The organism is Vibrio lamellibrachiae, assembly GCF_050337265.1.
GTDB classification, from domain to species: Bacteria; Pseudomonadota; Gammaproteobacteria; order Enterobacterales; family Vibrionaceae; genus Vibrio; species Vibrio kyushuensis.
The window spans coordinates 267,739-290,582 of record NZ_JAKJSU010000004.1; the positions used below are offsets into that span (position 1 = coordinate 267,739).

The 22,844-nt window shown below is 42.9% G+C and carries 23 protein-coding genes; 13 read left to right on the plus strand and 10 right to left on the minus strand.

Annotated elements, in window-relative coordinates:
• The first annotated feature begins 190 nt into the window (after positions 1-190).
• The 4 genes from L4C54_RS01410 (at position 191) to L4C54_RS01425 (ending at position 6,384) form a co-directional block, all read left to right on the plus strand.
• Positions 191-415 carry a hypothetical protein gene (locus L4C54_RS01410; protein WP_428801922.1) on the plus strand — a complete coding sequence of 75 codons (225 nt, stop codon included), beginning with the start codon at positions 191-193 and terminating at the stop codon, positions 413-415.
• A gap of 368 nt (positions 416-783) precedes the next feature.
• Positions 784-1,842, plus strand: a complete 1,059-nt coding sequence (locus L4C54_RS01415) for an HD domain-containing phosphohydrolase (RefSeq protein WP_428806786.1) — start codon at positions 784-786, stop codon at positions 1,840-1,842.
• A 99-nt stretch (positions 1,843-1,941) separates the two neighbouring features.
• Positions 1,942-5,589, plus strand: a complete 3,648-nt coding sequence (locus L4C54_RS01420) for a response regulator (protein ID WP_428806787.1) — start codon at positions 1,942-1,944, stop codon at positions 5,587-5,589.
• Between the two features lie 189 nt (positions 5,590-5,778).
• Positions 5,779-6,384, plus strand: a complete 606-nt coding sequence (locus L4C54_RS01425) for a DUF899 family protein (RefSeq protein ID WP_428806788.1) — start codon at positions 5,779-5,781, stop codon at positions 6,382-6,384.
• An 87-nt stretch (positions 6,385-6,471) separates the two neighbouring features.
• On the opposite strand, the gene L4C54_RS01430 is transcribed toward L4C54_RS01425, so the two are convergent.
• A complete protein-coding gene (locus L4C54_RS01430; protein ID WP_428806789.1) occupies positions 6,472-7,422 on the minus strand; it encodes a hypothetical protein in 951 nt (316 codons plus the stop codon).
• Between the two features lie 141 nt (positions 7,423-7,563).
• Between L4C54_RS01430 and L4C54_RS01435 the strand changes: the two genes are divergently transcribed.
• Positions 7,564-8,025, plus strand: a complete 462-nt coding sequence (locus L4C54_RS01435) for an Lrp/AsnC family transcriptional regulator (protein WP_428806790.1) — start codon at positions 7,564-7,566, stop codon at positions 8,023-8,025.
• On the opposite strand, the gene L4C54_RS01440 is transcribed toward L4C54_RS01435, so the two are convergent.
• Positions 8,022-8,912, minus strand: coding sequence for a DMT family transporter (locus L4C54_RS01440; protein WP_428806791.1), 891 nt, complete (start codon positions 8,910-8,912; stop codon positions 8,022-8,024). The genes L4C54_RS01435 and L4C54_RS01440 overlap by 4 nt on opposite strands.
• A 135-nt stretch (positions 8,913-9,047) precedes the next feature.
• Between L4C54_RS01440 and L4C54_RS01445 the strand changes: the two genes are divergently transcribed.
• From L4C54_RS01445 to L4C54_RS01460, 4 genes are all read left to right on the plus strand, one after another.
• Positions 9,048-9,941 (plus strand): LysR family transcriptional regulator, encoded by an 894-nt coding sequence (locus L4C54_RS01445; protein WP_428806792.1) that lies wholly within the window; start codon positions 9,048-9,050, stop codon positions 9,939-9,941.
• Between the two features lie 135 nt (positions 9,942-10,076).
• Positions 10,077-10,328, plus strand: coding sequence for a DUF2999 family protein (locus L4C54_RS01450; protein WP_428801914.1), 252 nt, complete (start codon positions 10,077-10,079; stop codon positions 10,326-10,328).
• Positions 10,329-10,499: 171 nt separating this feature from the next.
• On the plus strand, positions 10,500-11,384 hold the full coding sequence (locus L4C54_RS01455; protein WP_428806793.1) for a radical SAM protein: 885 nt from the start codon (positions 10,500-10,502) through the stop codon (positions 11,382-11,384).
• 418 nt (positions 11,385-11,802) lie between these two features.
• Positions 11,803-13,404, plus strand: a complete 1,602-nt coding sequence (locus tag L4C54_RS01460) for a cation:proton antiporter domain-containing protein (RefSeq protein ID WP_428806794.1) — start codon at positions 11,803-11,805, stop codon at positions 13,402-13,404.
• A 103-nt stretch (positions 13,405-13,507) separates the two neighbouring features.
• On the opposite strand, the gene L4C54_RS01465 is transcribed toward L4C54_RS01460, so the two are convergent.
• The gene (locus tag L4C54_RS01465; RefSeq protein WP_428801911.1) at positions 13,508-13,708 is read right to left on the minus strand and encodes a hypothetical protein; all 201 of its coding nucleotides are present in this window, start codon (positions 13,706-13,708) and stop codon (positions 13,508-13,510) included.
• A gap of 148 nt (positions 13,709-13,856) precedes the next feature.
• Between L4C54_RS01465 and L4C54_RS01470 the strand changes: the two genes are divergently transcribed.
• Positions 13,857-15,266, plus strand: a complete 1,410-nt coding sequence (locus tag L4C54_RS01470; protein ID WP_489686478.1) for an aminotransferase-like domain-containing protein — start codon at positions 13,857-13,859, stop codon at positions 15,264-15,266.
• 50 nt (positions 15,267-15,316) lie between these two features.
• On the opposite strand, the gene L4C54_RS01475 is transcribed toward L4C54_RS01470, so the two are convergent.
• Entirely contained in the window at positions 15,317-15,499 is a 183-nt protein-coding gene (locus L4C54_RS01475; protein ID WP_428806796.1) for a hypothetical protein, read from the minus strand.
• Positions 15,500-15,851: 352 nt separating this feature from the next.
• On the opposite strand from L4C54_RS01475, the gene L4C54_RS01480 reads away from it, so the two are divergent.
• The 3 genes from L4C54_RS01480 to L4C54_RS01490 all read left to right on the plus strand — a co-directional run bounded on the left by L4C54_RS01480 (position 15,852) and on the right by L4C54_RS01490 (position 17,603).
• A complete protein-coding gene (locus L4C54_RS01480; RefSeq protein WP_428806797.1) occupies positions 15,852-16,850 on the plus strand; it encodes a DUF1254 domain-containing protein in 999 nt (332 codons plus the stop codon).
• A 1-nt stretch (position 16,851) separates the two neighbouring features.
• On the plus strand, positions 16,852-16,998 hold the full coding sequence (locus tag L4C54_RS01485) for a hypothetical protein (RefSeq protein WP_428806798.1): 147 nt from the start codon (positions 16,852-16,854) through the stop codon (positions 16,996-16,998).
• A gap of 167 nt (positions 16,999-17,165) precedes the next feature.
• Positions 17,166-17,603, plus strand: a complete 438-nt coding sequence (locus tag L4C54_RS01490; protein WP_428801906.1) for a hypothetical protein — start codon at positions 17,166-17,168, stop codon at positions 17,601-17,603.
• A gap of 223 nt (positions 17,604-17,826) precedes the next feature.
• Here the strand turns inward: L4C54_RS01490 and L4C54_RS01495 are convergent, their stop codons facing one another.
• Genes L4C54_RS01495 through L4C54_RS01520 form a run of 6 tightly spaced genes read right to left on the minus strand, consistent with a single transcriptional unit; the run spans position 17,827 to position 22,802 of the window.
• Positions 17,827-19,008: a tetratricopeptide repeat protein gene (locus L4C54_RS01495; RefSeq protein ID WP_428806799.1), complete on the minus strand. Its 1,182-nt coding sequence runs from the start codon at positions 19,006-19,008 to the stop codon at positions 17,827-17,829.
• A complete protein-coding gene (locus tag L4C54_RS01500) occupies positions 19,005-19,628 on the minus strand; it encodes an energy transducer TonB (RefSeq protein WP_428806800.1) in 624 nt (207 codons plus the stop codon). The genes L4C54_RS01495 and L4C54_RS01500 overlap by 4 nt, the downstream gene beginning before the upstream one ends.
• Positions 19,628-20,032, minus strand: coding sequence for an ExbD/TolR family protein (locus tag L4C54_RS01505; protein WP_428806801.1), 405 nt, complete (start codon positions 20,030-20,032; stop codon positions 19,628-19,630). The genes L4C54_RS01500 and L4C54_RS01505 overlap by 1 nt, the downstream gene beginning before the upstream one ends.
• A complete protein-coding gene (locus L4C54_RS01510) occupies positions 20,029-20,562 on the minus strand; it encodes a MotA/TolQ/ExbB proton channel family protein (protein WP_428806802.1) in 534 nt (177 codons plus the stop codon). The genes L4C54_RS01505 and L4C54_RS01510 overlap by 4 nt, the downstream gene beginning before the upstream one ends.
• A complete protein-coding gene (locus L4C54_RS01515; RefSeq protein WP_428807383.1) occupies positions 20,562-21,971 on the minus strand; it encodes a MotA/TolQ/ExbB proton channel family protein in 1,410 nt (469 codons plus the stop codon). The genes L4C54_RS01510 and L4C54_RS01515 overlap by 1 nt, the downstream gene beginning before the upstream one ends.
• 27 nt (positions 21,972-21,998) lie before the next feature.
• Positions 21,999-22,802: a DUF3450 domain-containing protein gene (locus L4C54_RS01520; protein WP_428807384.1), complete on the minus strand. Its 804-nt coding sequence runs from the start codon at positions 22,800-22,802 to the stop codon at positions 21,999-22,001.
• Between the last annotated feature and the right edge of the window lie 42 nt (positions 22,803-22,844).

The window sequence follows — 22,844 nt, forward strand, 5'->3', positions numbered from 1 at the left end:
GGTTGTTTTTTATGCAATTTACCACTATATGAGTATACTTACCTGAGGTCTGATATTAACTATTGGTAATACTAATATCAGATCTAGGCTCTCAGCATGGGCCTATACATCAGAAGCTCACAATAATTCTTACTCTGCTTTTGATACTACACAACGCTATCCGGCTAGGATAAGTTCAGAGGAAAGAACGATGAAAAAGGACGTTTTTGGGATTTGCCTGTCCAAATCCATGCTGTCAAATAACTTAAATACTACCTTTACCCATGTTAGGGCATACCAATCACTTGAACGAAATAGTGACGTGAAAGTTATGCAAGCTTACCCTCAACTTTCAGGTAAAGAACTACTCAGCACTATGAGAGAGTCAAACGAACTCTTATGGCGGGCTGAATTTAGCTGCCATGTAATGAAGTAGTAAAAAGATAACTCAATCAATACATTTGATTTGTCGCTACTCAACCTTCATCGATAGCTCGCCCTCAACACCTTTGTTGGGGGTGCTTCTCATTTTACCCCTTGGCACTCTGAAATTCGACGAACGTTTTTCATATTAGGTTCTATTCACCACTGTGGTCCACTGCCCATCATGATTACCTTTAATTTCAGCAGCCTCATTGAAATGATTACCCAATAATGAGATCGATCCTACAATTCAATATAAATATCAATATTAGTTCGCACTTACATTAACAATAACTATTACTCTTAACTACAAGCAGAGAGTCATTAGGCTCAAACAATTAAATGCATATAAAATTATGAAGTTAAAAGGATTTAACACGCATGCAAAGCGAAAGTGTTCAAAAACCCGTCATTCTTGTTGTCGACGATATTCCCGATAATATTCACACCTTGTCAGGTATTCTTTCTGATGAATTTAAGATCAAAGCTGCGACAAGTGGTAAAAAGGCGATTCAAATAGCCAATACCAGTCCAAAACCACACCTGATTTTGCTGGACATTATGATGCCAGAAATGGATGGGTACGAGGTTTGTCGTAAACTAAAATCAAACCCAATCACGGCCGATATCCCTATTATTTTTGTCACAGCAAAAGCTGAGATTGTTGATGAGCAGAAAGGGTTTGAAATGGGTGCAGTTGATTACATCACTAAACCAATTAGCCCTCCTATTGTCAAAGCAAGGGTACAAACGCATATTGCTCTGCATAACCAAAACTTAGAATTGGCAGTGAAAGTCAAACAACGTACAGAACAACTAGAACAAACAAGGCTGGAGATTATCCAACGTCTAGGTCGCGCAGCAGAATATAAAGACAACGAAACCGGCATGCACGTTATCCGTATGAGCCATTACTCACGAATCATTGCAGAACAACTTGATGTAAACCAACGTTGGAAAGAGCTTGTCTTCCAAGCCTCACCAATGCATGACATAGGAAAAATTGGTATCCCCGATTACGTTTTAGGTAAACCAGGAAAGCTAGACGCAGACGAGTGGGACATCATGCAGAAACACGTCGAGATTGGTGGTGCCATTATTGGAGATAGTGATTCGTTACTACTGCAAATGGCAAGAGAGATCGCGCTCTATCACCATGAGAAATGGGATGGTAGTGGTTACCCCCACGGCGCAAAGGGGGAAGATATACCTTTAAGTGCTCGAATTGTCGCTATTGCCGACGTATTTGATGCGCTAACCAGTGAACGTCCTTATAAAAAGGCATGGTCAATTGAAAAAACAACAGCCCTAATTCAGGAAGAAGCAGGACGTCACTTTGACCCCAATTTGGTGACCGTTTTTCTTGGGCAGCTCGATCAAGTCCTAAAAATCAAAGATTCATTTTCGGATAATGAAACGAATGATGATGAGAATGAGTAGCCAAATGGTGCGCTTTCAATAGTACTCATACACCGCCGTTAGTAGTCAATGGATTGATACATCATCTGTTTTTAAACACAGTGAAGGGAAGCAAAATTAATGCTATCAGTTAGTAATTTCACACTGGATTCACGTCGTATTCTTTTTGGGTTTATTTTAGCTTCTTGCTTATTGGTCATTGCAGGAACCCTCGGGTGGTATAGCCTCACAACCCGATTTGATACCGTTGACCAATACGCGAACTCTGCTCAGATCAACGCTTCATTCGATCATATTAAAGTGCTTGAACAAAATTATATACACAGCCCAGAACAGCAAACTGCAGAAAGCTTATTCAAAGAACTAGGCAATGCTCAACAGCTCATCGAACGAACTGACAATACCGTATTACAAACACAGCTTTTACAATTACTGCCTAATTACCTAAGCCAATTTGAGCAATATATTGGCGCTACCGAAGAAGTGTCTAATCTTCGCCAAATCATGAATAATGAAGCTCAGCACGCATCACTACTCATAAGTCAGACTCTTGATCAATATGACAGTCAATTACAAAACTCACTTAACCTGTTAGACCAACAACGAGCCGATGCGGAAGAGATTTCAGAGATCGCCCTTCTCACCCATCGAACATTGAGCCTGATTGCGTCTGCGCAAAGTGCCGAAAAACGTTACCTAATCAGTCAACATCCTCATGATTTTGCCAATTTTCAAAATCAAATCCAATTATTAGAGCAAACCTTAGTTGCTCTATCTCGACAAGGGCCGCAATCACTTTTTCAAAATGACGAGCTGCTTTTAAAAGTCGAGAAAGACAAGAATCAATACGTGACCTACTTTTTTCAACTTAGAGGAGTCTCTAACAACCAGAGCGTGCTTAAAAAAAGTATCATCACTCAACTCGATCGTTCAGCACTGGCACTTATTCAGTCAGCGAACACAGCAAGAACCGACATAGAGAAACAGCTGTCGTTAAGCCATTCCGACGTCAACAAAACTCAAGAGACCATCAGTAAAAACCTCGCTGTTGGCACCAATATTCTGTATCTACAAGCCATACTTAACCGGGCGCAACAACACGACCGTGATTTTTCAATGGCAAAATCGGTTCAAGCTAAAGATACACTTTCAAACCAAGTCATCGATGAGTTGATGTCCACGATATCGCTCTTAACAACAATCGGTTCACAATCGAATGAATCGCTCCATTACGCAAGTGCAGAACAAATTCTCTCGCACACGCAAGAGTATCTCGCACTCTTTCGTCAGCTTGTCGATAAAAAGGAGTCAGCGGTCGGGCTAGTATCAACGCTCAATGGTTTGCACACTCAGTTTGAAACGTATTTATCACCTTCTTTTGAACAGCAATTCATAATTGTCTCCAAATCAGGGAACATCACGACCTACCTTGCAATTGGTGGAGCCGTATTTTTAATCACGCTATTGTTACTAGGTCTGTTAGCCAATAAATCTCACTCTGCCATTGAACGTTCTGCGGCAAGTCTTGCGATTGCACGTGATGAGGCAGATTCAGCCAACCAAGCCAAATCTGATTTCCTAGCCAATATGAGCCACGAAATTAGGACACCAATGAATGCGATCATTGGAATGAGTTACTTAGCACTCAAAACAGATCTGACGAAAGCACAGCGTAACTACATTCAAAAGGTCAAGCTATCTTCTGATTCTCTTCTTGGTCTGATCAACGACATCTTAGATTTCTCTAAAATTGAAGCTGGAAAACTCGATATCGAGAACGTCGATTTTCACCTTGAAAATGTACTCGACAATATTTCCAACCTTGTTGGCTTACGAGCCTCAGAGCGTGGATTAGAGCTACTGATTCATATCGATCGAGATGTACCGACCACGCTCATTGGCGATCCATTAAGACTGAGTCAAATCCTGATTAATTTGGCGAATAATGCGGTGAAATTCACTGAAAAAGGCGAAGTAAAAATCGCCATTAAAGTTATTGAACAGAACACCGGTGATAACACTATTCGACTTCAATTCGACGTTTCTGACAGTGGTATTGGCATGACACCAGAGCAAGCTAACAAACTGTTTAACAAGTTTACACAAGCAGACAGCTCAACCACTCGTAAATATGGGGGCACGGGGCTTGGCCTAGCCATCAGTAAAGAACTAACTCAATTGATGGGGGGCACAATTTCCGTAGAGACTGAAGTAAACAAAGGTTCAACCTTTACTTTTTCTACCAAAATGTCCGTAAGCCAAAGCCTGACACAAGACACCATTACTATTCCACCGGTACTGGACAACCTTAATGTGTTAGTCGTAGATGATAATGCCAGTGCCAGAATTATCGTTAGTGATATCCTTGATTCTCTTCAATTTGAGTCTTTTTCGGTATCAAGTGTGGACGAAGCGATTGAACAGATAAAAACAGCCTCTACTCCATATGACCTGATTATTTCAGATTGGCAAATGCCAAGAAAAGATGGTGTTGATCTCGTTGATGCCATCACCAATACACTAACACTTGAGAAAGAACCGAAGATTCTGATGCTCACATCGTACGGGAGAGAAGAACTTGCTGACGCTCTTAAGAAACGCAGCCTCCCCGCTCTTAATATATTGGATAAACCCATTACCTCGTCACATTTGTACGATGCAGTCATAGGGCTTTATGGTATTGACTCTAATCGAGTAAGCCGAAGTGATGTTCAAGAGCAAACACAACTGGCCAATGCTCAGCACCTTGCGGGCGCTAAATTGTTACTCGTTGAAGATAATGAAATTAACCAAGAGCTTGCGGTAGAGCTACTTGAAGGACAACAGATTACCGTCACCGTGGCTGAAAACGGCAAAGAAGCCATAGATATGCATCAGCAATTTCAATTCGATGGTATTTTAATGGATTGCCAAATGCCAATCATGGATGGATATGAAGCGACAGCTTGGATTAGAGAAGAGCTCAATGACAACAAAATTCCAATTATTGCTATGACGGCAAATGTCATGGAGAGAGATAAAGAAAAAGCCAAAGCATGTGGCATGAACGATATTATTGCTAAGCCAATCGACGTAGGCGCAATGTTCAGTACCTTGGCGGAATGGGTAACACCTAAAACCCCTCTTACTTTAACGATGGACGACACTTCAGGAGATCAAAAGGTCACTGAAAAACCTAGCACTGAATCAATCCCTACTATTGACGGAATTAATACGCAAGCAGGACTAGTCAGAGCCAATAATGATCCTAAACTGTATAAAAAACTGCTCAAACGTTTTATCGAGCATTATCAAGATAGAGATATCGTAAAAGCAGCCCTAGCCTCTACCGATGAGGAAGAGGTTAGACGCTATATTCATAGCCTAAAAGGGGTTGCTGGGAATATTGGTGCTCAATCGCTACACACAACGAGTGCGTCGTTAGAAAATGAAGTTACCAGCGAAGCAAAAACTGAGCAGATGCTTGCTCAACTCAACATCACTATAAGCAACATTTTGGATAGTCAGATATTTGAAAACGGTGAAGACGAAAGTGATAGTTCTATAGCGAACGAAGCGGCAGAAGGTCTATTTGACCAATCCGTTTTTACTGCCTTAAAGCAAGCTATTGACGATAATGATACTGATGCGTTGAGTTTGGCGGATGATATAGAGAATGGCGAAACTGTTGGGATCTCAAACAGTCAGCTACTGCAAATACGCCGAGCATTAGAAGAGTTTGATTTTGATACGGCTCAAGAGACATTAAATAGCAGTAAAGTCGCCTAAAAGGGATGGCCCTAGGACAGTTAGGGCCGTTCAAATACACTTCATGTTAATCACCTCCGATAGCTTCACCCCATTATTATTACTAATACCTTAGTGCTTTATTCTTACCGCCCTACTAACTCTCATTCAATTTACGCTACGCTTAACTTCACAATGATGATTATCAAAACGGGCCGAGAGGACGCCACTATGGCTAATTCTGAAATCCAAGCACTAGAACAACAGATCTTTGAGTTAAACATGAAGCTCGTGGAACTTAGAAAAACTAACCGTTTCAATATAGAAGTCCCCAACTACACTTTTCAAACCCTTAATGGCGACACGTCGTTACTTGAGCTCTTTGCTGAAAACGACAAACTACTAGTAATACACAATATGGGACAAGGTTGCCGATACTGCACGCTATGGGCCGACGGTTTCAACGGTTTTGTGCCACATTTAGAGTCCGCAATGTCACTCGTTTTAGTCTCCAAAGATGCTCCCGAAGTACAACGCCGGTTTGCAAACTCACGAGGTTGGGTGTTCAGTTTAGCCTCTCACTCTGGTGGGCAATATATTCAAGAACAGTCAGTCCAGGAAGGACAAAGTAACGTACCAGGGGCAGTCGTGTACGAAAGGAAAGGAGACAAGATATTTAGGCAAAGCGCTTGTATATTCGGCCCCGGCGATCTCTATTGTTCAATGTGGAGCCTGCTCGGGCTAGCTGGGCTAAGTGCTTCAGATTGGACACCGCAATACTCCTACTGGAAGCGTCCACAACAGTTGGACGACGGTGGAGAAAACCTCAAAGATTAATCGTTCTTCTTTTGTGAGCTTTCTATTTGGACTCATATAAACGAGAAAATAACGAGCCATCGACGGCTATCGATAGCTCGTTAGTATTCACCTGCTTTCAGCGACTAAATTCGAGTTACTTTTCGTCAAACGTCCCCAAACCGCAATCACAATAATCGCAAATAAAGCTCTCCCCCAGAGTATTCCCCAAAGGTCTGCACCAAGAAGTAAAATGAGAAACGTATCTTCAATAATACTGTGGCAAAGACTAAGAAATCCAACGACTAAGATAGTGTCACGTTTATTGATGTGTCCCTTTTTCACTTCATCGATGAGCAGACCGGCACCAAAGGTTAGCCCCAACGTCATACCTACAATGGTGATATTTGCGGCCTCTTTTCCAATTGTCAGAGTTCTAAGCAATGGACTAAGTAGTCGATGCATCAACGCTTCAACGCCAATCCATCTCAATAAACGAAGCAAAATAATCAGCGCAGAGATAATGCCTAATATTGATAGAAATAGTGTGACCTGAAGTATCCCCCACTCTAACAAGCTTGGAGATGCGCTGATTTCCGGTTGCCAAACTAGGTTTATCGCTTCACTGCCGGCACCTGTCAGTGTATAAATTTGATGAAGTACGAAGCCATAAAATATTGCGCCACCTACCCTCACCAGTAACGTCAAACGCCAACCAAAACCGATGGCTTTTGCTACCGCCCCTTCAACAGGGATCCCATGAGCAATAAGAATCATTGAACCCAAAATTGTCGCTTGTGCCACTGTTACTGTGTCGGTTAAGGCCAAATTATAAAATACGACCATTGCTGTGTAGATATTGGTAAGAATAGCGACAGCCCATACAAGCCCCATTCCGTCACTGAGACCAACAAAACCCATTACAGGGCTAATAGCGCTGGCAAGCCAAGTCGTCGCGCCAATCTCTTCTAGCAACTTCACGACAATGGTGGCGGGAACAAGAATGCGCAACAATGCCCAATACACCCTACCTATCTCATTAACTACAGACAAAACCTGAGGCTTTACGTTATTCCACATTGAAATCTAATCCCTTAACTGCTTGTTTATTTGGTTACTCGTTTTACTGTTTGTTAATATACCTCGACTTAATGTTAATAATTCCATAAATTGAGCCTTGTACTTTTAATATATTCCAAATTAAAACAGGTTTAGTTAATTATGTTTCTCGATCGAACTGACAAAGCCATTTTGAGAGAACTTCAGCAAGATTGTTCTCTTACTAATGTTCAATTAGCTGAAAAAGTGGCTCTTTCTCCACCTGCGTGCCACAAGCGAGTACAACGACTGCTTAAAGAAGAAGTCATCGACCGACGCGTCGCTATTATCAACAACGCTAAATTCGAGCCTTGCTTACACTTAGTCGTTGAGGTCATGATGGAGCGTGATAGAAAGGATCTTAATGCTGAGTTTATTCGTAACGTTCAAAAGGCACCACAGGTTAAAGAGTGCTACCAAGTGACTGGAGAAGTCGATTTTGTGCTGATCATTACCGTACCCGATATGCCTACCTACGAGGGGCTTTGTAACGAACTGCTCTACAGCAATGACAATTTACGTTCATTCAAAACGTTGATCTCCATGAACCGAGCGAAATACGATACCCAGGTTGATATACGCTAGCTTTCTAAACTTGGTTCTGTTGCAGATTGGCTTTCCACTTGCTTAATGAATAGCGCAAGTATCATTAGCACAATTGCAGTGAATTCTAACCGGTCTAAATGCTCACCCAACAAAACAGCACCTGATAGCAACGCAACCACCAACTCTAACGAGCCCGTTAACGCATTCTTATCAGCGCACGACCTTGGTGCTCCCACCATAAATAACAGTTGTGGTAAAGCAGCCGCCAGTAACGCTATGCCAAATACAGACATAATGCCCATGGTTGACGTTGGTAACACCTGAGCAGGCGCTACCAACAAAACTAACGGCAGAAGAACCAAAATATGCCCAAAGGTAATCCATGCCATTCGATTACTTGTTGGAATACTCTGTCGTGGGTTCGTCAAATACTGCACCTGAGTCGCGACCACTAGCGGTGCCAAAAAGCAGGCGGCAATCGGAAGCAACGCGTTATTTGGAAGCGCTTCTGGCCTTACTGTTAATGACGCAGCAATCGCCACCAACACTGCCGATATAAACGCATTCTGTGTTGGAACCCTTCGAAATATAGCCCAACCGATCAATACACTAAAACATGGGTACGTGTAATAAATCAAAATAGCGGTCGCCGCCGGAAGTGTTTCCAGCGCATGAAAATAACCAAAGATCGAAACCCCACTGACAATACCAAGCAATAAGCTTCGACATGCTTCAGCCCAATGCTCTTGTGGCGTTCGTAGAAAAAATGCAAATCCGATAGCGGGTAGAATAAATCGATACAAGCTAACCATTTCCGCGCCCAAACCCTCCTGAAATAGAAGCTGCGCAAACAAAGGGTTTAACCCATAAAAGAAGGCAGAAAGTAGCACTAAATACTGCCCGTTAATCGTTGATTTCGAGTTCACATTAACTTCACTTGATTGAATATAGCTATAACCATAGCTCTCCACTCATGAAATAAATAATGAATAATCCTTCATATAGATTAATATTGTGCATGTATAAACAATTGACTGACGACATCGACTTAGGGAAAAGTAATGAGGCTCGATATAAAACATTGGGAAATGCTCAAAGCCATCAACGACTCAGGGACTTTAAGTCAGGCCGCGTATGTATTAGGCATAACGCAATCTGCGCTGAGCCACCGCCTTGCAGAAGCTGAGCGGCGTTTGGGTGGATTGTTATTTCAACGAGAAGGACGAAGCCTGCGTCAAACCCCTGCTGGCCGCGCCATGATACAAACCGCCAATCAAATCATTCCAGCCTTACAACGAGCGGAATACGATTTTCAGCAAATGGCGGAAAACAAAACAACAGTGGTTCGTTTTGGTGTAGCAGCGTACAGTTGCTACCACTGGTTACCCTCATTTCTACAAGTCATGGCAAAAAAGGAGCCCGACATTCAATTAGAGTTGGTCGCCTCTGCAACGCAAAACCCCCTTCAAAATCTTCAAGAAGGAACCGTCGATGTTGTGTTAGCTCCGGGGCACTTAGCCATTCCGGGTATCGATTCAATTTCTGTATTTCAAGATGAACTGGTTTTGATAACCCACTCTAAACATACGTTAGCAACAAAACCCTATATCGAAGCGACAGACCTTGAAGGTGAAGATTACTTAACCTACAGCAAATCAGCGCAACCCGGTTTTGAGTATGAACGGTTTATCCGCCCGTCTGGTGTAGTTCCATATCTAGTTACCGTAGTAGAAGTCACCGATGCGATTATCGAATTAATTGCTGCAGGATTCGGAGTAAGCATACTTTCAAAATGGGCCGTGCAGTCGGCTATAAACAATGGAAGTGTCACCGCCGTACCATTGGGAAAAACCAAACTCGATCTTGGCTGGTCGGCACTACTTCGTGAATCGGAATCACCAAACGCTGCAGCCAGAGTGGTATCGACCCGACTGGTAGAATGGTTTCAGAGCTAGCGTTTGTGTCTTTGTAATTACCAACCCGACATAAAACTTAAGTTCATGAATTCATCTTAGTTAACCACTACAATCAGACAAAGCCAGATGATAGACTTCTCCTCTATTTTATTTAGTCGTTAGAAAGGTAAAGTGATGAACCCTATTATTGCAATGTTAAAAGAGAATGATATTAGTGACCAACAGATCAGCGAGATTTTCCAAACGTTGACACAAAACCCTCTTGCAGCAATGGCAACGATCAGCCAACTGGGTTTGCCTCAAGAGAAGCTTCAGGCTTTAATGGGACAAGTAATGCAAAACCCAGCATTGATTAAAGAAGCGGTAGACGAGTTAGGGTTAGATTTCTCAAAAGTTGAAGCGGCTAAAGAGCAACTTCAAAAGTAGTTCTATCTACAAAGAAACCTTAAAGGGTCGTTTGAAGTAAGACATTGTCTGAACTTAACGGCCCTTTTTTGATCGCGTAGACAAAACAGAGCAGCGTTAGCGTCACTAATGTTTGTTTTCCATTGGTAAAGTGAGATAGCATTTAGTGAAATAATAAAAGAGAACACCACAATGCTCGATTACATTGAACCTGTATTTCGCCCGCCCTCAGAGTGGAAATCGTTGATACTGCAAGTGACTAACGGCTGTAGCCATAATCGTTGCACATTTTGCGATATGTACACTCAGCCTCAGAAGAAATTCCGCCCAAAAAAGGTAGAGGAGATTGAGCAAGAGCTTCAAATTATCGCAAGTTCTGGTGCGAAAGTTCATCGAGTATTTCTCGCAGACGGAGATGCAATGACCCTGCCCTTTCGCCGTTTGAAAGAGATCTGCGAATTGATTAATAAATACCTGCCTCGTGTTCAGCGAGTATCAAGTTACTGCCTACCGCGAAATCTCACCAACAAAACGGCCGAACAGCTGACCGAACTCAGAGAACTAGGGCTTAGCCTGATGTACATAGGCTGTGAAAGCGGTGATGATGAAGTGCTGAATAAAGTAGAGAAAGGCGAAACCTTTGACTCTTCACTGGTAGCGCTAAATAAGATTAAAGCAGCCGGAATGAAAAGCTCAGTGATGATTTTAAATGGTCTTGGTGGGCCTAAACTCAGCCATCAGCATGCAATTAATTCTGCAAAGCTAATGAATGCAGCTCAGCCCGATTACCTTTCAACCCTTGTAGTCTCATTCCCTTTGGGTGAAGAGCGTTTTGCTGCAGGTTTCAACGGTGAGTTTCGGCAGCTAACTCAACCCGAGCTGTTTCAGGAAGTTCGCTGGTTACTGGAAAACTTAAAACTAGAAAAAACCATCTTCCGATCAGACCACGCATCTAACTATCTCGTTTTAAAAGGGGTCCTTGGTAAAGACAAACAGAAACTGTTGGATACCGTTGACCTCGCGATCAATAAGCCGAATACGATTACGCTACGACAAGAGTGGCAGCGAGGCTTATAACGTCGTTCAACGATAAAACTCATTTGGCAGACGTGAGATAATTCATTTCTGCCTCAAACTTTCTGTGGGATCATTTGGCGGAAGTTTCTGATTTAAACTCCACTACATTTTTTATCTGTCAGCATGCCCATATCGTGCATCAAAACCTTCAATATCCATCACAAGTAATGCCTTCATAGGATATTTTCATACCCCACGTGCAGCCATCAACATAGATAAGCGACTCACTACACGGTATCGGAAACTAATTTTCAGAAGCTAACTACAAAATCTTACAAGTAAGAGTAAAAAGTCTTCTATCTTTAAAAGAAGAATGGACGTTATCTGAGCAAATAAAACAAAGGGATGTTATCCACTTTCTGTCCCATGTGATTAACCAGTTGAGCTATTTTTGTGTTAGATAACCGCTAGGATAAACATGGACCCGCAGCTACTTTCAATACACTACAGCGACCCAATTTGGATATCCATTGCCTTTCTTTGTGGCTTGATAATTAAATCCATTGGGCTCCCCCCACTAATCGGTTTTCTTATTGCCGGTTTTATACTTAATGCGCTCGGAGCTGAAGGAGGTGGGTTCCTCGCTGTGCTGGCAGATCTGGGGATCACTCTTTTATTGTTTTCCATCGGGTTGAAACTTAAATTTAAGTCCCTAATACGGCCTGAAGTCTGGGGCAGCGCAACCTTGCATATGGCAATCGTCACCGTACTTTTCGCACTATTGGTGATACTTCTCTCCTATACAGCCATCCCACTCATTTCTGGTTTAGAAATTGAAAGTGCACTAGTTATAGGGTTCATTTTGTCTTTTTCCAGTACCGTCTTCGCTGTTAAAGTGCTTGACGACCGTGGGGTGATCAATGCGTTGCACGGAAAAATCGCCATTGGAGTGCTTATTGTACAAGATGTGGCAGCGGTCATTTTCATAGCGGTATCTATGGGGAAATTACCCTCTAACTGGGCACTTGCACTCATCGTGCTCATTCCGTTTAGGCTGATATTGTATAAGTTACTCGACAGTGTTGGGCATAATGAACTTCTCATTCTTTTTGGCATTACCATGGCGCTGGTGGGTGCCGATTTGTTTGAATTGGTGGGAATTAAAGAGGATGTTGGCGCACTGGTGTTTGGAATGCTCCTTGCCAATCACCCCAAATCCAATGAGCTAGCTAAACAGCTGCTTGGATTTAAGGAGCTATTTTTAATCGGGTTCTTTTTAAGTGTTGGTATGACAGCCACACCTGGCGAAACAGACGTTTTGCTCGCTTTGTTGCTTATTCTATTTCTTCCCATCAAAGTTGCGGCTTACTTTGGTTTGTTCAGCCTGTTTAATTTAAGGTGTAATTCCGCATGGCGTGCTTCAATAAACCTTGCTAACTACAGCGAATTTGGACTCATTGTCGGAGCCATTGCCGTCTCTTCGGGTTGGTTATCGAAAGAGTGGTTAGTTGTGCTTTCAGTCGTCTTGTCTTTCTCGTTTGTAATATCATCACTAATGATAAATACGGGAGACCGTCTCTATGACAAATGGAGGCCAACACTCGTCAGGTTTGAGCGAAAAAAACGCCTTTCAGGCGAAGAGGATCTCGACCTAGCACACATCAAAGCCGTTGTGTTCGGTATGGGTACCATGGGCGTCGCAGCATACAATGCTCTAGAAAGAAATTATTCGGGCAGTATTGCCGGGGTGGAAGTCGATATGGAAGAAGTCTCAAGGCTTACAGGTTTGGGGCGAAATGTCGTTGCCGGAGATGTCACTAACCCCGATTTTTGGCTAAGAGCGCCAGACCTACACCAAGATCTAGAGTGGGTTTTACTGACCTTACCGACTCATAAAGCCAACATAAACTCCGTATTGCGAATGAAAAATATGGGTTACCGTGGACGTATCGCTGCTACAGCCAAATACCATGATGAAGAGGAAGAGCTAAAGGCAATAGGCGTCGATCTCACACTCAACATTGCCACCATAGCGGGTCTTGGATTCGCGAGTCAGTTACAAAAATTCGTTGGGAAATAACTGGAAAGATTCTATTATTTCTCACAACGGCTAAGGAAAGCTCAAACCTTAAGTCCAATAACACTAACGCAAGAAACAATACGATCGAACGCTAGCGCCATACCTACGCGCCCTGCTCTTTTCCTGCTACCTTAAAACCAACCACACCTAAAGCCATCATAACGACTGGTGTCAATCCAACGGTTATTTCCGCAAGCGGTAAATCAACAAACATTTTTGCCCCTAACAGGTGAGCGATTACATTCATCAAGACCAGAACGGTAGCTATTGCACATAGATACAGCTCACTCTTTACTCTATTCATTACAGGACTCCAGATAAGTGTTTAAGTCATGCAATTATACGCTTTAGCACTTTACCTATAATAGATACAGATTTATGATTGTTATGTATAACAGATGATCAACCCCATACCCTATTGTCTGAACAAATATAACGATGAGCGATTTCCATTGGCTAAGTATGTAGAGCTTGCAGAACAAATTAAAAACCAAATTAAAAGCAACGTTTGGGAAACAGGCTGTAAGCTTCCCTCTTTAAGAAAGCAAACAGAATTGTCTGGCTTTAGTTTGATGACCGTAATGAATGCTTATCAGCTACTGGAAAGCCAGGGCTGGGTTGTATCGCACTCTCGTTCGGGCTATGTGGTTGCCCCCAAAATTCAGGATATCCCTGTCTCTACTCACCAAAACACACTTCAGATTTCTGAATCTATCGATATTAATGATTTTGTATTTGATATCTTGCAGACGAGTCGTAAGAAAAACGTCACCAACTTTGGCTTTGCTTACCCTGATGCCACTCTTTACCCGCAAAACAGGGTAAACAAATCGTTAATGAAGACAGCGAGAGAGATGCCCACCTCTCATGCGTTAGATAACCTACCGCCTGGTAATGAAACCCTAAGAAAGATCATTGCCAAGCGATATGCCTCTCAAGGCATTATCGTTAATCCAGATGAAATTGTAATCACTGCTGGTGCACTTGAAGCATTGAACCTGAGTTTACAATCGGTGACTAAACCTGGGGACTGGGTTGTAGTTGAATCGCCTGCATTTTATGGAGCTCTGCAAGCGTTAGAGCGTCTCAACTTACGGGCTCTTTTTGTTAATACTCACCCAAAAGATGGCATCGACCTCGACGCATTAGAGTTGGCACTTCAAACACACCCAGTTAAAGCGTGTTGGTTGATGACGAACTTCCAGAATCCATTAGGTTTTACACTTTCAGACGAAAAGAAACAACGCCTTGTCAGGCTTCTTACCGACCACAGCGTTCACTTAATTGAAGACGATGTGTATAACGAGCTGTACTATGGAAATACCAAACCATTACCAGCCAAGGCGTTTGATACCAAGGGTATGACACTACACTGCTCTTCTTTTTCAAAATCACTCGTTGCTGGTTTTCGTATCGGTTGGGTGGCCGCCGGAAACCGAGCGTTACAAATCCAAAAACTTCAGTTGATGAGCACGTTATCGACCAGTGCCCCAGTTCAACTTACGCTCGCTAATTATCTATCCACTCGACACTATGAAAACCACCTTAAGCAGCTTAGACGAACACTAGAACAGAGAAAATTTAAGACGTGGCAATTGCTGCGTAATAACCTTCCGAATGAAGTCAACGCCTACTATACGACTGGCGGGTATTTTATATGGGTTGTTCTTCCAGAACATATGGATGCGACCGATCTTTATCGATTGGCTCTTGATGAGAACATTAGCATTGCACCGGGAGAGATGTTTGCAACCAAGCAGCAGTTTAATCACTGTTTTAGGCTCAATGCATCGCTCGAAATTACGGACAAAGTGGAAGCTGCAATTAAACGATTAGGGACGTTGATAAGAAAGTTAGCGTAAGCCTTTATAGACAACAAGGCAGCGACTAAAGCTGCCTTATTTACCCAGAGCTAGGTTAGGTTATCATTAACCGTTTTCGTACCGCACTGTTCACAAATACTATGCCGAGAAAAGTCATCCATCGAGGCTTCAAACGCTCCAACTGCCGCGCTCTTAAACAGCCCAGTTAAAAAGTCAGTCAGCTTATTTTCTTTAGGCTCATCCCTTACTAAAACAACGACATGAGACGTCATATCCTCACACCGCTTACAATAACTGTTCTCTTTCTGACTTATCATTCAATCAACACCGTACACATCATTATATGAAGAATGAATCATAATCATTCAAAATAAATATGAAAACAGTCATTGGCAATATTTATGACTGTAATTGTATTTTTAATTCAGTTTATTTAGGAATTGGATCCTTCGCTTTGAAGTGATGGATATACTTCCACACAATAATCGTTTGCTATAAGTCAATTTGCTCCATATATGAATTTCTGAAAACCCTATTTATGAAATTGAGAAAACTTATTATGTCTCTGCAATTCAAATGTATTGCCTTGTCGATTCAACAATAAACCTCTAATTAGGGTCTCCTATGAAAAATACACTATTAGCTGCTGCCTCCATTGTATTGGTTTCAAACCACGCTATTGCATCAGGGTCTAAACAAATCGAAGTTACGGTTGATAATATGGCTGTAGCGCATACCAATATGGAGATGGTTCGCCTTCAAGAGGAATATGGAATCAATCAAATGATGTTTATTCCTCGTATGGCTCAGCTAGATTTCCAACCGATCATTCGTATGAATCAAGATACTATCTACTCAGGGATGGTGATGAATGTTAGCGAGGGTGCAACGATTACTCTTCCAGAAATGGATGGGCGTTATGCTTCTATCCAAGTCCACGACCAAAACCACTGGGTTCCTCTTTTTACTTACGAGTCAGGGACACATGAAATCGTTTCTGATACTGACTACGTTGTAGTGGTAGTACGTATCCAAGCGGATGAATCTGACCCTTCTGATATCGCTAAAGCGGCAGAATGGCAATCTAAAATCACATGGACTGCAGGTTCAAATGAGCCATTGAAGCTTAAAAACTGGGATATGGATTCTTATCAAGCGACTGTTGCTGACCTTCGTACAACTCAGTTTGATTATACTCCCTTAGAGTTTATGGGAGATGGAACTCCTGGTTCATCTGAAGTTCGTGCGCACGCTACTGCTGCTTACGGTGGCTTCCTTACTGCTCCTGCTCACCACGCTTTCTATGGCATTGCTGAAGGTAACGATGTTCAGTCATGTACTCCCGTCACTTTTGATGTACCTGATATTAATCCAGATAGAGGCTTTTACTCTGTAACTCTATACAACGGTGACGGCTACTTCGCACACAATAAGGCCTCTCTGAACAGTGATAACCTAGTACTTAAAAAAGGTGGCGATACGTACACCATTCACTTCGGTAACGAGTGTGGCAACGTCGAAAACAACATACCAACAACGGAAAACTGGAACCTAATAAAACGTGTATACCGTGCTACGCCGGAACAACTAGAAAACAGTTACGTGATGCCTGAGATTCTATAACATGAATAAAACTATTTTGGCTTCGGCGTTATTAGTATCAGGGTTCGCTATCGCTGATGATACAACAGTTCAAGATATGTCAGATCCAATGGCAGTCTACAACTCCGGGGGGGGGGGGTTGGCATATCGAATAACGGATTTCATCTAAAGTCAGGCCGTACATTCGACACTGGTTCAGATGACACGTTAGGTTTACGTCTCATTGAAATTCAGAACTTTGGGGGTGAACTACTTGGTTTAGAAGACGATGCTAACGACAGTATCAGTCACATTCGTTTCCGTCAGTTCACCGTCGAATTGGAATCTGGTCGTGGAATGCAATTTGATCTGAATTGGGACTTTGATAAGCAAATTGGTAGTACTAACATTGGGCTGGTTCAAGCCTTACCCACTATTGGCCCAATTACCTTGTTCCCTATCGCATCACTGGGTTTAATGACCGTAAGAGATGAATATGCAGGTTACGTCATGCCCGCGGTGACGACGACGGTAGGTATCTACTCCCGCATATCTGTCACCGACAACATCTGGTTCAACTACAATCCAATGTACACGCACGGGTTAGGCGGTAAAGACAATACAACAATACCTGAATTAGGCTTATTCTCGTATAAAGATATAAGCACCCTTACTCACGAAGTTGCCGCTTCTTATCAATTTAATCCTCGTCAGAATATTCGATTGTTCGCTAACTGGGATCAAGAGAACAGCTCAGACATCGATGTACGTTTAGAGTTTAACCACCAATTCTAAGCATCAATGAACCCACTAGATCGTGCAATATCTCTTCCGATTGCACGATCTAGTGGGTTCAATATTTTATAACTCTAATATCGGTTCATCGTTCGTGATAATTTGAAAAAACTGTGCAGAACATACGTTTTCTTTTTGTACCTACAACCTAAAGAGAACCTAAATGTGATTGATCCGATTTAACCTCATTTAATATAGCGCTTAACAGTATCAAGCAGTGTAATTAGTCGTCGTTACTCTCTAACTGCTTATTCAAATACGTAATCCAACGCTCACTTTCTGACGTTTCTTCTACCTTGTTCGCTTGCTTGGCATATTGTAGCGCCAAGTTAAGCTGTTGGGTTCTATAGGCCGATTGAACTTTGGCGAACAGCATCGAAGAAGTGAGTTTACTCTCTGGGATCTTATTAAGTTCCTCTAGAGCATGTTGATAGTCGCGCTGGCTTAAATACAGCTGCGAGGCTTGCCAATGATACTTACGGTCTTTCTTTGCGGCTAATTGCCAATACTCAATCGCGGTATCCCACTGCTTTGATTGTTGCCATAACTGAGCCTGACGAACAATCATATCAAGGTCAGTTTTAGCCTCATCCAGCAATGAAAGTGTTTGTGCTGATTTCGATGGAATGCCTTGGTTCCCGTAAAGCTGAGCCAGCATTCGTATTTCTTGTTGGCTCAATGGAATACCTTGCAGCTTTGCTAGAGTCAACACGTTCAACGCTTGGTTAGAGCGTTCTCTACGAATTTCAATACTCACTAATTGTTGCCACCAACGTGCGTTATCAGGCTCAAATTCGATTAATTGACCTAACGTTTTTGCAGCATCCGGCCACTTCTTTAATTGGAATTCACCGCCCAATCGCAGTGAAAGCATTGCAACATCAAGCGTTGGTTCAAACGTTTGATATTGTTTTACTGACTCAAGTACATCGGGCCAACGTGCAAGTTGGTAATTGGTTTGAGTAACACGAAGCCAAACCAGTGCATTTCCATGCCCCTCTTCAACTAATCGAAGATAATAGCTAAGTGCCTCTTTGTATTGAACGTTCGATAAGTAGAGATCTGCAAGCATACGAATCGTATCGACAGACTGTTCATCGGCCAATAAGCCACTATCAACGGCATATTTCAATTGATCGATGGCCGCTTCGATTTGTTCATTTTGCCAATAAAAAACACCTAACATACGTGCGACAAACGCTTTATCGTAAGCTCGACTGGTGGACACGCTCTCCAAAAGCTCGATGGCTTTTATCAGTTCTCCATCTAATGATTGAGTGTGTGCTCTTTGTACACGCTGTGCCGTTGATTGGCTCAGTTCATTCGCCAACGCGGATTGAATCGGAATCAAACTAGCCAATGCAATGATTGAGCTAACGAGCAGTTTCTTCGAAATATTCATCATTTTTGCAACTTGAACTCTAGTTTCACGGATTGTCCTTGCTGTACCACGGCTTTGTCATTCACCACTTTAGGCTGATATTTCCAACGTTTGAGCGCGCGTATCGCTTCACGTTCAAACTGCCTCGGTGGGTTTGCTTCAACCACTTCAATATCGGTAGGGCGACCCAGTTCATCAATAGAGAATGTCATAATCACGTATCCTTCAACCCCACGACGCAATGCCCTTGCAGGATAAGTTGGCTCAACTCTATGAAGCGGCATGGCATTTTGATCCATGCTGACATCTCCGATCGACGGCAGTGAAATCTGCAACCCTTGCACCGACGTGGCCATTTCCAGCGTGGGCATTTCAAGTGCCATATGAGACATATCTTGAGACTGAACTTGCTGTCTAGAGGTTGGCGCTTGAGGTGGTGGCTCAAGAGGCTCTGGTGGCTCAGGAATCGCTCGCCTTCTTCTTTCAGTCAGCGACTCTTCTTCTACCATCATTATGTCGAAACGCAATGGTTCAGTCTGTTCAGCTTTCTCTGCGTACTTGGGTTGCACCATCCAAGCCATAAAACTAAACAGACCCAGTGCCACAATTAAGGCAATGGGTATAGCAATAATGACACGAGGCATTAAGACTTCTCCGCTGCCAAGGCAATATTCACTACACCTGCCCCTTTCGCGGCATCCATCACTTTCACAACCGTACCATTGTATGCACGTTCATCAGCTTGTATTACGAGAGAAGCATCAGGTTTATCAAGCAGCATAAGCTCTAGTGTTGCCTGAACTCGCTCAGCATCTACTAAACGTTTGTCGATAAAGATATCGTTAGCCGAGGTGATCGCAACGAAAATGCCTGCGTCTTTTTGGCTAACCACATTTGATGCTTGAGGACGATTGACTTCCACACCCGATTCGCGAACAAATGAGCTGGTGACAATGAAGAAGATCAGCATAATGAAGACGATGTCCAACATCGATGTCATATCGATTTGTGCGTCTTCTTGTTTAGATTGACGTCTGCCTAACCTCATCGTTGGCTCCTTAAAGATTGTTCTAATTTTAATTGGGTTCGCTGGCACGCTTTGGTCAAGCGCGAATGAGCAAATACGCCAGCCAACGCTGCAACCATTCCAGCCATTGTTGGTAGCGTTGCTAGAGAGATACCTGAAGCCATTAACTTAGGGTCGCTACTGCCTTGGTTTGCCATCACATCAAACACGGAAATCATGCCTGTCACTGTGCCAAGTAGCCCAAGCATTGGGCAGATGGCAACAAGCACTTTGATGAAATTGAGATGCTGATAAAGCGCTTGCTTGGCTTCTGATACCCAACCATCTCGTATGGCTAAAGCATGCCATGAGGCATGATCTCGACGTTGCTGCCAAGCCTCTATCCACTGCTTTTTTTCTTTTGGGAAAGACCAAGCCAGATAGATCACTCGCTCAACAACAAAAAGCCAAGTTACCGCTACAACCGCCGCTAGCCACCATAAAATCTGCCCACCTTGATTCATAAAATCAACCACAGCATTTAATTGAATACTTGCTAGCATATTTGTCATTACGCTGGGCTCTCAGTCAGTACATTGTCTTGAGTAACAGATTGCTTCGAGAAAACGTCAATTGTATCGTCACGCTCGGCTTGCTGTGCGACGAGACCAATACCCTGCTTCTCTAAAATGTTTCGAATATTCTCTGCTTGCGTACTCAACAAGTTGTGAGCAAGCAGAAGAGGCATTGCAGCAACTAAACCAAGTACAGTCGTCATCAATGCCATAGAAATACCGCCCGCCATGACTTTAGGATCGCCATTACCAAAGTGGGTAATAACTTGGAAAGTTTCGATCATGCCCGTCACCGTACCTAGCAGACCAAGCATCGGTGCAAGTGCAGCAAACAATTTAAGCATCGACAAACCTTTTTCAAGGTGCGTTTGCTCATCGACGACCGCTTCAAGCAAGCGAAGCTCTAACGCTTCAACCGTACGAGTATTCTCTTTGTTGTAAACAGAAAGAATACGGCCCAATGGATTGTTGCCTATTTGTTGAGGGTTCTTCAACTGCTTGCGAATTTTCACCTGTGCTATTGAAAGCGTAATACCGCGGTACAAGGCAATGATTAAACCAATCGCTAACAGCCCTAGAATCACTTTACCTACTACGCCCGCCGCTTCTAAGCGATCTTTCAGTGTTGGGTCTAGCTCTCTTTGGCTTAAGATAACGCCACGAGAAGGATCAACCTGCCATGACTTTGCATTATCAGTGGGTTGTTGTTCAGAGGCGTTAGAATAGAGTTTCAAGCTCGATATGTCAGGGACTTGATTAGGCTGGTTCGCATAGTACACCGCTTGATCACGAGCGCTGTTCCACTTTAAATAACCTTGGTCACCCACAAGCGCAAATGAGCCGATACGAAACGCACTTTGCGACGTTGCTTTACCATCTGAATTCACGATGGAGACATCTACTGGGGATAATTGTGCGCTGGCTTTAATCTGTTCATTTAAGCTACGCCACAAACCAGTCAGCTCATCCATTGATGGCAATGTACGCGCTTCAATGATCGAGTCTACATAAGCAGAGTGTGCGTTGGCATCAATCGCTGTTACTGACTCTTCAACCTGAGGTTCTAGCTCTTTCGCAACCTGTCTTACAACACCAAACAGCTCACCCAAGCTACCCGTTTCAAGGCGAAGATTTTCTTCTAAACGAGCCAGTTTATCTTCATTGCTGCTAAAGGTTTTCGCTAACTCGTCAGTTTGGTTCTGTACAAAGTTTCGCTTAGCTTTTAGCTCCGCTTTTCTCTTTTTGAGCTTCGCTTCCGTCTCGATAAAAGTTAACTGCCTTTGAGCGTTCTCTTTTTTCTGCTTGGCGTTATCAGACTGAGCAACTTTCTTAAGGTTATTCTGCGTAGCGTCTTGAGTCGCATGCGCTGACTCGGTGTAGACTGAACCTAATACGCCAGCCAACATCAATGTAGTGAGTGCTAAAGCTTTCATTTATTGCCCCTCCGTTACATTGGTGGTATTCAAAGAGTAATCAGATGATGGGGTTTCAAACGATAGAGGTACGGTTAGCAAGCTTGGGGCTGCCTGATTATTCGCAATGCGAAAAGCACTGTCGAGTTGACTAAAGATCGTAGAGTTAACCGATTCCCATTCGTTACTCGCTCGATTCCACGACCAATATTGAGAGCCTGAACGATTTCGCGCAATCAGAGAGATTCGACCTAAATAGAAGATCTCAGCTTCAAAAGTCTCACCACCAGCCAATGCTATTTGAGCTTCATAAACACCAAGCTTAGTACCGTAATCAACTTCAATCTGATACGCCTCTAAGATGCGACGGTACTTCTCTGCGTCACTCACATCAGATTGACTCATCATTGCTTGTAGCCTTTCAACACGTTCTAATCTTGCTTGCTGACGAATAGGGCTATCGTGTTTAACAATCTGCGTTAATCCATCCAGCATTTGATACATCAACGGCACAACACCCTGCCTCGTATCCTGAATTTGATCGATTTGTGACTCAATACTTAACGCTTCTTGGTTCTGGTTATTCACCATCGATTCAAGGTGATCGCGATACACTTCAAGATTCGCCAACTCTTGTTCTAGTTGCTCAATTTCCGCTCTTAATTGTTGCGAGGAATCGAAACTCTTATCGATCACCTTCTGGCTGTTAGCTGCACTCTTATGGGTATCTTTTTGTATCGCTGTCGCATCAGACAATGACGATGCCACAGTCGAGTACGACATCGTCACTACTGCAGCTAAACTGCACGCTTTAAATAATTTCATCACAGGCATTCACTTTAAAAATCATTACGTTATAAATAAGTA